The organism is uncultured Mailhella sp. (assembly GCF_963931295.1).
Lineage (GTDB): Bacteria > Desulfobacterota > Desulfovibrionia > Desulfovibrionales > Desulfovibrionaceae > Mailhella.
Genome location: NZ_OZ007001.1, coordinates 1786249 through 1798695 on the forward strand (window position 1 = coordinate 1786249; position 12447 = coordinate 1798695).

Genomic DNA, 12447 nt, shown 5'->3' on the forward strand with positions numbered 1-12447 from the left:
AGAAGCCCTGCGGCGGGAGGTGGCATGCGCGCCGTGGTGTGGAAAGTCGTTTTCGGCCTGATGGCGCTGCCGCTGATTCTTTTCTGGCTCTGGCTTGCGGCCGCTCCGAAGCCGCCGCTTCTGGACGGCGTGGATTTTTCGCCGCTGGTGCTGGACAGGGAGGGAGAGCCGCTCCGCATGGGCCTGACGCGCGACGAGAAGTTCCGGCTGCGCGTGTGTCTGGACGAAATTGCGCCCGAAGCCGTGAACGCCGCGCTCCGGTACGAGGACAGGCATTTCTACCGGCATCCCGGCGTGAATCCTTTTTCCATGCTGCGGGCGGGGCTCTCCATGCTGGGCGGCTCGCGGCGCATGGGAGGCTCCACCATCACCATGCAGGTGGCAAGGCTGCGGCTCGGGCTTTACACCACCACGGTGGCGGGCAAGCTTGAACAGATGGCCCGCGCGCTTCAGTACGAATACCACTACGAAAAAAGCGAGATTCTCGAAGCCTACTTCAATCTTGCGCCCTACGGAGGCAACGTGGAAGGCATCGGCGCGGCCGCGCGGGTGTACTTTCATGTTCCGCCTTCGCGCCTGTCGTTTTCCGAGAGCGCGGCGCTTGCTGTCGTGCCTCAGAATCCCGTACGGCGCAGCCCGCTGAACGGCCCGGATTTCGAGTCCGCCCGCGCCCGCATGGTGCGTCTTGTGCTGCCGGGGCGGGACGCCGCGGAGAAGGGCGGAGCGCTCGGCCTGCGCGGTTCCGGCGAGGGGAAGCTCCCGCCGCTTCGCGTGTACGCTCCGTCTTCGCTGCCTTTTGACGCGCCGCACGCATCGAGCGAGCTTCTGCCCCTTTCCCGGGAAGGGCGGCCCGTGCGCTCCTTTGTGGACAGGCGTGTTCAGAAGATTCTGGAACGGGCCGTGCAGGGCTTTGCCGCTCGCGGCAGAAGGTACGGGCTGAACAACGCCTCCGCGCTGCTCATCCACTGGCCGAGCATGGAGATCCGCGCGCTGGTCGGTTCGGCGGACTTTTTCAGCAGCCCCATTTCCGGGCAGGTGGACGGCACGAGAGCCAGACGCTCCCCGGGCTCCACGCTCAAGCCCTTCATCTACGCTCTGGCCCTCGATCAGGGCCTCATTCATCCCCGCACGCTTCTTGAGGATTCGCCCCGCAGCTTCAGCGGCTACGATCCGGAGAACTTCGACCGCGTGTTCCGCGGGCCGCTCCCCGCCGAGGAGGCGCTGCGTTCAAGCCGCAACATTCCGGCCATTCTGCTGGCCTCAAAGCTGCGGCCCGGGTTGTTTTCCTTTTTGCAGCGGGCGGGCGTGGAGTTCGCCTTCAGCGAGGAGCACTACGGCCTCAGTCTGGTACTCGGCGGCGCGGAAGTGACCATGCGCGAGCTCGGCGGCCTCTACGCCATGCTGGCGAATCGGGGCGTGTGGCGTCAGAGCCGGCTTTTTGAGGGAGAGAAGGCGCATCCTGCCGTGGCGCTCCTGTCGCCGGAAGCGGCGGTCGTCACGCTGCGCATGCTGGAAGACGGGGCGCATTTCGTGCGCACTTCCTCCGGCCCGGTGCCGCTGCGCTTCAAAACGGGCACGTCCAACGGCTTTCGCGACGCGTGGACGGCGGGCGTGGTCGGCCCCTACGTGCTCGTGGTGTGGGCGGGCAATTTCGACAACCGCGCCAATCCGCTGCTGGTGGGCGGCGAGGTTGCGGCTCCCCTTTTTGCCGACATCGCCCAGGCGCTGGCCTTTGCCGAGCCTGACTTCGCCGATCTTGTGCCGCGCATGCACGAAGGGCTCAACATCACGCGCGAAAAGGTGTGTACGGCCACGGGCGACATCGACACCTCCCTGTGCCGGGAAGTAACGGAAACCTGGTACATTCCCGGTCGTTCGCCCACGCGCTCTTCGGGCGTGTTCCGCACCATTCTCATCGACAGGGAAACCGGGCTTCGCGCCTGCGAACCCGTGCCGGGACGCACGGAGGAAGTGGTGTGGGAATTCTGGCCTTCCGATCTGCGGGCGCAGTTTCTGCGCGCCGGCGTGGTCAAGCCTTCGCCGCCGCCCTTCGGGCCGGGCTGCGGACAGACGCCTGTTGCGGGAACGCCGCCGCGGGTGATTTCTCCCAAGGAAGGCGTGATCTATCAGCGCCGTCTGTCCTCGCCGGAAACAACCGCCATTGCGCTGACGGCGAGCGCGGACGCCGACGCCAGGGCCGTGTTCTGGTTTGTGAAGGAACGCTTCATCGGCCGCGCCGCGCCGGGCGAAACGCTGCTCTGGCAGCCGGAGGACGGCGTGCATGAACTGCGGGTGGTGGACGATAGGGGCCGCGCCTCGTCGCAGAAGGTGACGGTGCGCACGCTGCCGTGAGCGACCGGAGCGGGCGGCGAGTCCGCGTTTTTCGGAAAGCCTGGACGCGCTTGCCTGCGCGGCGGGAAAGGGCGTTCGTCGGGCACGTCCTGCCGTTCGGCGTGCTCTCTGCCGCGGGCAAGCGCCGGGCCTGCGCTGCCCGGTTCAGCTGCGCCGATTTTTGGATTTTCTGGAAATGGCGGGGCGGGGATCAGGCGAACAATCGCTCGGCTCTGGCCGGGCGTCGGATGCCTGAACACGCCGGGCGGGCCTTTGCCGCGCCTAGGCCTTTTTCTCTTCCGGGTGGCAGCGCCACGGCCCCTTCCACGGGGGCGCGAGCTCGAAATGCTTCGTCCCGCCGCCGGGAAGCGGCAGCGAAAGACGGAAGGCGTGCAGTTTCAGGCCTTCGCGCGGCGCGGATTCGGCGTTGCCGTACCACGGATCGCCCACAATGGGATGACCGCGCGAGGCAAGCTGCACGCGTATCTGATGCGTGCGGCCGGTGATGAGACGGATGAGCAGAAGCGTGTGCGCGCGGCCGCGAATCGTGCGTTCCTCAAGGGGCGTGACCACGCAGCGGGCTTCCCTCGCCTCGTCGCTTTCCGCATGAGCGGAGGCCTTCACGCGCTGCTCGCGCCTGTCGCGGGTGAGAAAGTCCCGCAGCTCTTCAGGACCGCGCTTTTCCCATCTTCCTTCCACCCATGCCAGATATTCCTTGCGCGGCCGCTCTTCGCCGCGCCCCGCGAGCGCGTCCGTGAGCAGACGCACGGCGGCGTAGGTCTTGCCCGCCACAAGAAGCCCGGAGGTGTCCTTGTCGAGCCGGTGGACGGGAGCAGGCACGAAACTTGCGCGCGCCCGTTCTTCCGCAAGAATGGAGGCCACGCTCTCCCTGTGCCCCGTGCCGCCCTGCACGGGAAGTCCCGCAGGCTTGGCGATGACAAGAATATCCTCATTTTCGAACACGACGGCAAGTTTTGATTGCGCGTCCCCGGCTCTCGCCTCCGTGCGGGGTTCTTCTCCCGCAGGCAGGCGTTCGGCAAAGGGCGGCACGCGCACGAGATCGCCTTCGTTCAGACGGTCGAAGGCCTTCGACCGCGCGCCGTTGACGCGCACCTGTCCGGTGCGTATCCAGCGGTGCAGATCGCCCGCGGGCGCGCTGACGCGGCGTTGAAGAAAATTAAGGAGTTTCTGCCCCGATTCCGCCCTGCTGACGGAAAGAGCCTTTGTTTCCTTTGCGTTACCCATGCTTTTGAACGGTCCTTTTGCAACGCGCGTCGCGTGTTTTACTTTGATTCAGCATAAAATTTTTTTCTTTTTGCGTCCAGATTGCTGACGAGCAAGAAAAAGCCCGTTTTTCCGGAAAGGACGAAAGAAACGACTTGTGTATCCAGGGTATTCCTGCTATGTAGAGAAACCTGCCCGACGAGGGCAGAAATCTGTTTGTTAGGTTGGAGGATCCGTATGGCAACTGCCGAAAACATGGAAAACCAAATCGATTCCGAAATGAGCTTTGCGAGCGCACTCGAAGACTATCTCAACCCCGACATGGGCGACCTTGAAGAAGGTTCCATCGTCAAGGGCGAAGTCGTGCGCGTGGACGACGATACTGTGCTGGTGGACGTGAACTTCAAGTCCGAAGGCCAGATCCCCGCTGAGGAATTTCGGGACGCTCAGGGCAATATAACGGTCAAGGTGGGCGACCGCGTCGATGTGTACGTTGTCCGCAAGAACGAAATGGATGGCACCATCACCCTTTCGTTCGACAAGGCCAAGCGTATGCAGCTGTTCGACCAGCTCGAAGACGTGCTGGAAAAGAACGGCACCATCACCGGCACCATCACCCGCCGCATCAAGGGCGGCTACACCGTCGATCTCGGCGGCGTGGAGGCCTTCCTGCCCGGTTCTCATGTGGACCTCCGTCCTGTTCCGGACATGGACGCTCTGGTCGGCCAGCAGTTTGAATTCCGCGTTCTCAAGATCAACCGCCGCCGCAGCAACGTCATCGTGTCCCGCCGCGTGCTGCTCGAAGAAGAACGCGACACCAAGCGCGCCGCTCTGCTCCAGACCCTGGCCGAAGGCCAGATCGTCAAGGGCAAGGCCAAGAACATCACCGAATACGGCGTGTTCGTGGACCTCGGCGGTCTCGACGGTCTGCTGCACATCACCGACATGTCCTGGAAGCGCATTCGCCATCCCCGCGAAATGGTCTCCCTCGGTCAGGAACTGGAACTCAAGGTTCTTTCCTTCGACAAGGAAAACCAGAAGGTTTCTCTCGGCCTGAAGCAGCTCGTGCCCGATCCCTGGCAGGACATCACCGCCCGCTTCCCCGAAGGCTCTCACCACGTCGGCAAGGTGACCAACCTCGTTGACTACGGCGTGTTCGTGGAACTCGAACCCGGCGTCGAAGGCCTCGTGCACATTTCCGAAATGTCCTGGACCCGCAAGCTGCGTCATCCTTCCCAGATGGTGCATCAGGGCGACGAAGTTGAAGTGGTCATCCTCGGCGTGGACAGCGAAAAGAAGCGCATCTCCCTCGGCATGAAGCAGGTCAAGCCCAATCCCTGGGAACTCGTGGGCGAACGCTTCCCCGAAGGCACCGTCATTGAAGGCGTCATCAAGAACATCACCGAATTCGGCATGTTCATCGGCATCGAAGACGGCATCGACGGCCTCATTCACGTGTCCGACATCTCCTGGACCAAGAAGATCCGTCATCCCGGCGAACTGTACAAGGTCGGCGACGTGGTGCAGGCCAAGGTTCTCACCGTGGATCAGGAGAACGAAAAGTTCACCCTCGGCATGAAGCAGCTCACCGAAGATCCCTGGAGCACCGTGCCCGCCCGCTATCCCGTGGGCAACATCATCACCGGCACTGTGACCAACGTGACCGACTTCGGCCTGTTCGTTGAAGTGGAAGAAGGCATCGAAGGCCTCATCCACGTGACCGAACTCGGCAAGAAGGTGAAGTCTCCTTCCGAACTCTACAAGGAAGGCGACGTGGTCCAGGCCAAGATCATCCATGTGTCTGCCGATGAACGCCGCCTCGGCCTGTCCATCAAGCAGATCAAGGACGACGAAGAACGCCGCAAGCCCAAGGATTATCATTCCGGCGACAACAGCATCAGCCAGACCCTCGGCGACCTGCTCAAGCAGAAGTTCAACGACTAGTCGCTGATTCTGTATGAATGTACGCGGGGCGGAAAGCACAGCTTTCCGCCCCGTTTTTTATCACCTCCCTGAGGAAGGGATCGCTGGTCCGGCGCCTGAGAGCGTCGGCGGCGAAAGGCGGGAGAGCCATGAAACAGCAGGAAATAGAACGCAAATTTCTGGTGAAGAGCGACGGCTGGCGCGGCAAAGGCTCCACGGAACTGTTCAGGCAGGGATACATTGCCCGCACGCAGGATCGCACGGTGCGGGTGCGCGTGGCGGGCGAGCGGGGCATATTGACCATCAAGTACCGCGGCAAGGGTATTGCGCGGAACGAGTTCGAGTACGACATCCCGCTCGACGAGGCTCAGGCGCTGCTGGATGGTCTGGATCCCGGCGAAATCATTGAAAAGCTGCGTCATACCTTCACCTGCGAAGACAGCGTGTGGGAGGTGGACGAATTTCTGGGAGCCAATGCGGGGCTCGTGGTGGCGGAAATCGAGCTGGAGTCGGAAGATCAGCCCTTTGTCCGACCGGAATGGCTGGGCGAGGAAGTGAGCAAGGTTTCCCGCTATCTCAATGTGGAGCTTTCGCGACTGCCGTACACGGCCTGGACGCGGGAAGAAAAGGCCGGACGGAAAAATAGCTGAACCTGACGGGAAAACATGACACAGTGTGACTGCAAGCACAGTTTTTGAGCGGAAAGACTCTTAACTTCAGGAGACTTGAAACTCTGTCTGCACGTTGTTGCATGAATACTATTGTGGAGGGAAGGCTATGAGCGAAATGTTCTGTTTTCAGTGTGAGCAGACGGCGGGCGGCAAGGGCTGCACCAAAAGCGGCGTGTGCGGCAAGAAGCCCGGAACCGCCATGCTTCAGGATATGCTGGTCGGCGAGCTTGTGGCTCTTGCCGGCGGGGAGGGATTCACCCGCACGCCCGAGCTGGACACGCTGGTGGAAAACGCCCTGTTCACCACGCTCACCAATGTGAATTTCGACGATCTTTCTCTGGCCGCGCTGGTGGAGAAGGTGCGCAAGATACGCGAGGAAAGCGGCGTGGCCGACGCCTGGGACATGAACAGACTGTGGACGGCGTCGGAAGACGTGCGCAGCCTGAAGTCGCTGCTGCTTTTCGGCATGAAGGGCATTGCGGCCTACGCGAGCCATGCGCGCGTGCTCGGCAGAAGCCGCGAGGAAGTGACCGGCTTCCTCTACCGCGGCCTGGCGCTGCTTGCGGCCGACGCCGGCAAGGAAACCCTGCTCGACGCCGTGCTTGAAGCGGGCAAGGTCAATCTTGCCTGCATGGAGCTTCTGAACGACGCCAACAGAACCTACGGCACGCCCGAACCCGTTGCCGTTTCCCGCACGGTGGAAAGGGGCCCCTTCATCATCGTCACCGGTCACGACCTGCACGATCTGGCGCTGCTGCTGCGTCAGACCGAGGGCAAGGGCGTGAACGTGTACACCCACGGCGAAATGCTTCCCGCCCACGCCTATCCCGAACTCAAGAAGTACGCGCACTTCAAGGGCCATTTCGGCACGGCCTGGCAGAACCAGCAGAAGGAATTCGACGGCGTTCCCGCGCCCGTACTCTTCACCACCAACTGCATCATGCCCGTGAAGGAAGGCTATGCCGACCGCGTGTTCACCACGGGCGTGGTCCGTTTCCCCGGCATGGTGAACATCGATGAAAACAAGGACTTTTCGCCCGTCATCGCCAGGGCGCTTGAGCTCGGCGGCTATGCGGAAGACAAGTGTTTCCCCGGCATCAACGGCGGCGAAACCATGACCACGGGCTTCGGCAGCGAAGCCGTGCTCTCCCACGCCGGAACCATCGTGGAGGCCGTGAAGGCCGGAGCCATCCGTCATTTCTTCCTCGTGGGCGGCTGCGACGGTGCCAGACCCGGCCGCAACTACTACACGGAATTCGTGAAGCAGACCCCCGCCGACACCGTGGTGCTTACCCTGGCCTGCGGCAAGTTCCGCTTCAACGATCTCGATCTCGGCAACATCGGCGGCATTCCCCGTCTTCTGGATATGGGACAGTGCAACGATGCCTATGGAGCCATTCAGGTGGCCCTCGCGCTGGCCGGAGCCTTCAACTGCGGCGTGAACGATCTGCCGCTTACGCTCGTGCTTTCCTGGTACGAACAGAAGGCCGTGGCCATTCTGCTCACGCTGCTGTACCTGGGCGTGAAGAACATTTATCTCGGCCCCTCGCTGCCGGCCTTCGTGTCGCCCGCCGTACTGGACTTTCTGGTGAAGGAATTCGGCATTCGTCCCATTTCCACGCCGGAAGCCGATCTGGCGGCCATTCTCGGCAAATGATTCGGCAGCCTGTCGCCAGCCTTGAGCATCGCGCCTTGTTTTCTGCCGTCCCGTTCGGGGGCGGTCGGCAAAGGCTGAGCCGCAGAGCGGCTTTTGTGTGATGCATGAAGGCGGACAGACGCCGTTTTCCCTTTGATGAAGCCCCCGTGCGCTCACTGCGGCGGGGACTTCTCGTTTTTTCGGAAGTCTGGTAGCGTTGCCGCATGGAAAGGAGAAAGCATCACGGTCGTTTTGCGGGATTCGATCTCGCCAGACGCAGCGGCAAAACCTCGGCGCTCAGCGACGGGCTGGAAGGCTGGCTCTCCGCGCACGGCATGAAGCCGCAGCACTACATGCTCACGCAGCTGTGGAAGAACTGGGAAGTCGTCATGGGGCCGGACATCGCCGCGCTGGCGCATCCGCTGGGGCATCGCAACGGCATACTGCTTGTCGGCGGCGACGATTCCTGCGCCATGCAGGAACTCTCCTATGCCGCGCCGGAAATTCTGGAGCGCGTGAACGCCTTCATGAACGAGGACTATTTCCACAAGGTGGAGCTGCATCTGCTCATGGGCAAGGAATCCCTGCGCCGCGTGGACATTACGCAGCCGCCGAAGCTCCCCCCGCCGCCCCGGCCGCCGCGTCTCGGGCATCTGAAACTGCCGCCGGATTCTCTCATCGCGGCCTGCTATGAAGCGTACGTCCGCTGCTTCGACGGGGACAAGGAAAAAACATAGATCTATTTGCGGACGGCGCGCTTCCGGACGCGGGAATTTCGGAAAACGCAGGCCGTTTTTTAAGACTTGCGGAAGAGAACAGAAAAAGAGCGGAGCGGACAGTGTCCGCTCCGCTCTTTTGATGACGGCGGCGCGCAGCGCTTCGGCTCAGCCGAGATGGAAGTCCGAGCCGAGATAGACTTCTCTGGCGCGCTCGTTGTTCACGATTTCGTCGGGCGTGCCGGAAAGAATGATGTTGCCCTGGAACATGAGATAGGCCCTGTCGCAGATGGAAAGGGTTTCGCGCACGTTGTGGTCGGAAATGAGCACGCCTATGCCGCGTTCCTTGAGGCCGCGGATGAGCACCTGAATGTCGCCCACGGCCAGCGGATCAATGCCGGCAAAGGGTTCGTCGAGCAGAACGAAGAGCGGATCGCGGATCAGGCAGCGGGCGATTTCCAGACGACGGCGTTCGCCGCCGGAAAGATAGGAGGCGTAGGACTTTTCCAGTCTGGTGAGGCCGAATTCCTCCATGAGCTGATCGGCGCGTTTTTTCTGGTCGGCGCGGGAAAGGCCGGTGTGTTCGAGAATGATCTGCAGGTTCTGCCGCACCGTGAGTCTGCGGAAGACGGAGCTTTCCTGCGGCAGATAGGAGAGACCCACCCGGGCGCGGCGGTACAGCGGCCAGGTGCTGATTTCCTGCCCGTCGAGCATCACCTGCCCAGCGGTGGGCTTGATGATGCCGGTGATCATGTAGAACGACGTGGTCTTGCCTGCGCCGTTGGGGCCGAGAAGGCCGACGATTTCTCCCTGCTGCATGGCGACGGAGACTTCGTGAACCACTTCCTTCTGACCGTAGCGCTTGCACAGGTGCTGAGCGGAAAGCGTGGAACTCATGCTACTTGCCCTTTTTGTCGTTGGAGGAGAACACGGCGTGAACGCGCTGCTTGGGGCTGCCTTCCACCACGCTGCGGTTCTCATCGACGAAGTAGCGGATGACGTTGCCGCGGATGGAGTTGTCGCCGTCGTGCAGAATGGGATTGCCTTCGAGTACGAGCAGATTTTTGGCGGAATAGTAGGTGGCCTTCTGCGCGGAACCCGTCTGCGTGCCGTTCTGGAAGCGCACGTTGCGTTCTGCAACGATGCGGTCGAGATCGCTGCCTTCCATGGCCGAGGTGGTGGATTTCTTGTTTTCCTGACCGGCGTTGCCGCGGGATTTGAGGTAGAGGGTCAGGGTTTCCGACCACATCTTGAACTCGCCGCGCACGGCTTCCACGCGTCCCTGAAAGACGACGGTGTTCTTGTCCGCGTTATAGACCATGTTGTCGGCGGTGACGTCCACGGGCAGATTGCTGTCGCCTCCGGGCAGGGGCGCGGCCAGAGCGCCGGTCGTGCAGAGCGCCAGGACAAAAAGGGAGAGAAGAAGTTTTTTCATGAATGGCTTTCCTCCTGCGCGGCCTTCGGCGCGGCATCGGATGAAGTATCGGCGTTCGCGGCGGCTCCGTCGGCGGGCGCGGAGTCGGAAGGCGTCCAGCGCATGCGCACGCCCTGGTCGCCCGTGAGAATATTGGTGTTGAGATCCCAGACAAGACGGGTGGCCGTACCGGAAAGCGTGGGCCCGTCGAGCACGGCCCCTTCGGGGAAGGTGAGCGTGCGGTCGGAGTTGAGAAACACGGCCAGATTGCCGGTGAGCACGTTTTCCTCGTAGGTGGCCTTCACGCTGCCGGACATGGAGATTTTCTGATTGCCGTCCTCCACGCGTCCTACTTCGGACACGGCGTGAATGATGCGTTCCGGCTGATTTTCCGCGCCTTCCAGCATGTAGTGAATGTCGGGATCGCGCACGGTGATGGCTCCGGAATCCTGATTCAGGGTGGCCCAGTCGGCATTGAGATCAAAGCTCTTGCGGCCTTCGTGGCCCTGGGAGAGAAGAATGCCGCGCACGGCAAGATCCACGGCGTTCTTCACTTCTTCCGGAGGGTCAGACAGCAGCTTGTTCAGATCGGCCGAGCGGACCACGTTTTCCATGGCTTCCAGCGTCTGACGGGTCTTCCAGCTCTGCCAGCCGTACCAGCCGCCCCACACGACGGCGCCGAGCACGACGAGCACAAGGGTTCTGCGCAGAGAATCGTTCATATTTTGGCCGGTCCTGTGGCCTTCGTCCAGAGGTCTGCGGGATTTTTTCCGTCCCTGCGGGCGGCAAGCAGAAATTCAACGGCTTCGCGCACGGCGCCTTCGCCGCCTCGGGCGGCGGTGACGTATCTGGCTTCCTTCTTCACCTGCGCCACGGCGTTGGCCACGGCCATGGGCATGCCCACGCTGCGCATGGGATCAAGGTCTATCCAGTCGTCGCCGAGATAGGCCATTTCTTCCTTTCTGAGACCGTACTTGCGGCGGATGGCTTCGAGCTTCGGCAGTTTGGATTCAAAGCCCGCGTAGTAGTCCTTCACGCCGAGCTGCGACATTCTGGCGAGCACGCAGGGATCGTTTCTGCCGGTGATGATGCCGACGCCGATGCCCGCCAGAAGGGCCGTCTTGATGCCTATGCCGTCCTGTGCGTGGAAGCATTTCAGCGGGTGGCCGTTTTCCTGAAAGTACAGCTTGCCGTCGGTGCATACGCCGTCGACGTCGAGCACGAGAAAGCGCACGGCGGCAGCCGCGCGAAGCACATCCTCGCTGACGGACTGACCGGGGAAGAGAGAAAATCTATCTGAGGACATACCTGCTCCGAAGGGTCGTGTGGAATCGTTGACCAGTTCTCTTTTATATCCGTGTTTCCCTCGTGAGTCAAAAGGAGAGCCTGCGTCGCCTTGGCTTTGTGGGAGGGGTATGGTATAATCTTTGAAAACTCGCGGGAGATTGTTTATGGCCACCATGAAAGTTGCGGCACTTATTCCTTTTCGCAATGAATCTAGAATGTTGCCTTGTTGCATGGAATCTCTTCGCGGGGTGGCCGACATGGTTGTTGGCATGGATGATCACTCTTCCGATCACTCCGGCGACATTGTGAGGGACAAGGGCGGCATTGTACTGGAAACGCAGGGGGAACTTTCGGGCTTTTCGCAGGGCAAGGAAAAGGTGATTCGACAGACTTTGGTGGATGAGGCTCGTCGTCGCGGAGCCACGCATTTTCTGTGTCTGGACGCCGATGAGGTGCTTACTGCGCCGTTCCGCCGCTACGGCCGTCAGCTCATGGAAGAGCTGAAGCCGGGACACAAGTTGTCGTTGCGCTGGCTTACGCTCTGGGGCAGTACGCGTCTTTACCGCGATGGAGATTACAGCAAGTTCCATCGCATTTACCGGGGCATCATTGTTCGTGACGCTCCCGATCTTCCTCCCTATGGAGGATTTCTTCATATGCCACGTACTCCGGGCTCCGACTCTAGGAACAACGTGACGAAATGCCCGCTGGAAAAGGGGGCCATACTGCATTTTACGGCGGCGGATCTGTTGCCTTATCAGCTGAAGATCGCATGGTATCACTGTGTCGAGCTGGCTCGTCGTCCGGATGAGGCGGAACGCATCAATCGTTTTTATTTCCGCGACTGGGATGAGAAGCATATTCGGCTCGCTTCCGTGCCGGACAGCTGGGTGGAAGGTATTCCGCTGACGGAGATGAAGCCATGTCCGCCGAGTTGGCAGTGGAAGGAAATGCTGCGTCTTTTTGACGAAAAGGGCATCGAGTTTTTTGAGCCGTTGGAAATCTGGCACATTCCGATGCTCAGAGAGGAATTTCAGCGCCGGACCGGAAGGCTGCCCCGCGGCATGGACATGATGACGCGTATCCGTCGCAGCTGTCGTCGGGAGCGCAAGCGGCTGGATCGCTGGTTTGTGGACATGTGTCGAGAGCTGCGCGGCGAGGAAGATTAGCGTCCTGCCGGGAAGGTTTTCCGAAGCTCTGCTCCGAAGGGGGACGTCTGTCCGCGAACATGAATAAAAAAGTCTC

The 12447-nt window shown here is 61.4% G+C and carries 11 protein-coding genes; 6 read left to right on the forward strand and 5 right to left on the reverse strand.

The window, feature by feature from the left end:
* Window positions 1–24: 24 nt before the first annotated feature.
* On the forward strand, window positions 25–2352 hold the full coding sequence (gene pbpC, locus ABGT79_RS07340) for a penicillin-binding protein 1C (protein WP_346665652.1): 2328 nt from the start codon (window positions 25–27) through the stop codon (window positions 2350–2352).
* Between the two features lie 261 nt (window positions 2353–2613).
* Here the strand turns inward: pbpC and ABGT79_RS07345 are convergent, their stop codons facing one another.
* The gene (locus ABGT79_RS07345; protein WP_346665653.1) at window positions 2614–3576 is read right to left on the reverse strand and encodes an RluA family pseudouridine synthase; all 963 of its coding nucleotides are present in this window, start codon (window positions 3574–3576) and stop codon (window positions 2614–2616) included.
* Window positions 3577–3792: 216 nt separating this feature from the next.
* On the opposite strand from ABGT79_RS07345, the gene ABGT79_RS07350 reads away from it, so the two are divergent.
* The 4 genes from ABGT79_RS07350 to ABGT79_RS07365 all read left to right on the forward strand — a co-directional run bounded on the left by ABGT79_RS07350 (window position 3793) and on the right by ABGT79_RS07365 (window position 8522).
* Window positions 3793–5499, forward strand: coding sequence for a 30S ribosomal protein S1 (locus tag ABGT79_RS07350; protein ID WP_294485685.1), 1707 nt, complete (start codon window positions 3793–3795; stop codon window positions 5497–5499).
* Between the two features lie 128 nt (window positions 5500–5627).
* On the forward strand, window positions 5628–6128 hold the full coding sequence (locus tag ABGT79_RS07355) for a CYTH domain-containing protein (protein WP_346665654.1): 501 nt from the start codon (window positions 5628–5630) through the stop codon (window positions 6126–6128).
* Window positions 6129–6264: 136 nt separating this feature from the next.
* Complete coding sequence (gene hcp, locus ABGT79_RS07360) at window positions 6265–7806, forward strand: hydroxylamine reductase (protein ID WP_346666658.1); 1542 nt, start codon at window positions 6265–6267, stop codon at window positions 7804–7806.
* Between the two features lie 203 nt (window positions 7807–8009).
* Window positions 8010–8522, forward strand: a complete 513-nt coding sequence (locus tag ABGT79_RS07365) for a DUF721 domain-containing protein (RefSeq protein WP_346665655.1) — start codon at window positions 8010–8012, stop codon at window positions 8520–8522.
* Between the two features lie 147 nt (window positions 8523–8669).
* Here ABGT79_RS07365 and lptB read toward each other — a convergent pair whose 3' ends face one another.
* The 4 genes from lptB to ABGT79_RS07385 are packed head-to-tail and all read right to left on the reverse strand — an operon-like array spanning window position 8670 to window position 11221.
* Window positions 8670–9398 carry an LPS export ABC transporter ATP-binding protein gene (gene lptB, locus ABGT79_RS07370; protein ID WP_294485694.1) on the reverse strand — a complete coding sequence of 243 codons (729 nt, stop codon included), beginning with the start codon at window positions 9396–9398 and terminating at the stop codon, window positions 8670–8672.
* A 1-nt stretch (window position 9399) separates the two neighbouring features.
* Window positions 9400–9936 (reverse strand): lipopolysaccharide transport periplasmic protein LptA, encoded by a 537-nt coding sequence (gene lptA, locus ABGT79_RS07375; RefSeq protein ID WP_346665656.1) that lies wholly within the window; start codon window positions 9934–9936, stop codon window positions 9400–9402.
* Window positions 9933–10637, reverse strand: coding sequence for an LPS export ABC transporter periplasmic protein LptC (lptC, locus tag ABGT79_RS07380; protein ID WP_346665657.1), 705 nt, complete (start codon window positions 10635–10637; stop codon window positions 9933–9935). Before lptC ends, lptA begins: the two co-directional genes overlap by 4 nt.
* Window positions 10634–11221, reverse strand: coding sequence for an HAD hydrolase family protein (locus ABGT79_RS07385; RefSeq protein ID WP_346665658.1), 588 nt, complete (start codon window positions 11219–11221; stop codon window positions 10634–10636). Before ABGT79_RS07385 ends, lptC begins: the two co-directional genes overlap by 4 nt.
* 211 nt (window positions 11222–11432) lie before the next feature.
* Here ABGT79_RS07385 and ABGT79_RS07390 point away from each other — a divergent pair, with 211 nt between their 5' ends.
* Window positions 11433–12371, forward strand: a complete 939-nt coding sequence (locus ABGT79_RS07390; protein ID WP_346665659.1) for a hypothetical protein — start codon at window positions 11433–11435, stop codon at window positions 12369–12371.
* Window positions 12372–12447 lie beyond the last annotated feature (76 nt).

Coding starts and splice junctions, on each gene's coding strand:
- pbpC (WP_346665652.1), top strand. CDS start 25: ATGCGCGCCGTGGTGTGGAAAGTCGTTTTCGGCCTGATGGCGCTGCCG.
- ABGT79_RS07345 (WP_346665653.1), bottom strand. CDS start 3,576: ATGGGTAACGCAAAGGAAACAAAGGCTCTTTCCGTCAGCAGGGCGGAA.
- ABGT79_RS07350 (WP_294485685.1), top strand. CDS start 3,793: ATGGCAACTGCCGAAAACATGGAAAACCAAATCGATTCCGAAATGAGC.
- ABGT79_RS07355 (WP_346665654.1), top strand. CDS start 5,628: ATGAAACAGCAGGAAATAGAACGCAAATTTCTGGTGAAGAGCGACGGC.
- hcp (WP_346666658.1), top strand. CDS start 6,265: ATGTTCTGTTTTCAGTGTGAGCAGACGGCGGGCGGCAAGGGCTGCACC.
- ABGT79_RS07365 (WP_346665655.1), top strand. CDS start 8,010: ATGGAAAGGAGAAAGCATCACGGTCGTTTTGCGGGATTCGATCTCGCC.
- lptB (WP_294485694.1), bottom strand. CDS start 9,398: ATGAGTTCCACGCTTTCCGCTCAGCACCTGTGCAAGCGCTACGGTCAG.
- lptA (WP_346665656.1), bottom strand. CDS start 9,936: ATGAAAAAACTTCTTCTCTCCCTTTTTGTCCTGGCGCTCTGCACGACC.
- lptC (WP_346665657.1), bottom strand. CDS start 10,637: ATGAACGATTCTCTGCGCAGAACCCTTGTGCTCGTCGTGCTCGGCGCC.
- ABGT79_RS07385 (WP_346665658.1), bottom strand. CDS start 11,221: ATGTCCTCAGATAGATTTTCTCTCTTCCCCGGTCAGTCCGTCAGCGAG.
- ABGT79_RS07390 (WP_346665659.1), top strand. CDS start 11,433: ATGGAATCTCTTCGCGGGGTGGCCGACATGGTTGTTGGCATGGATGAT.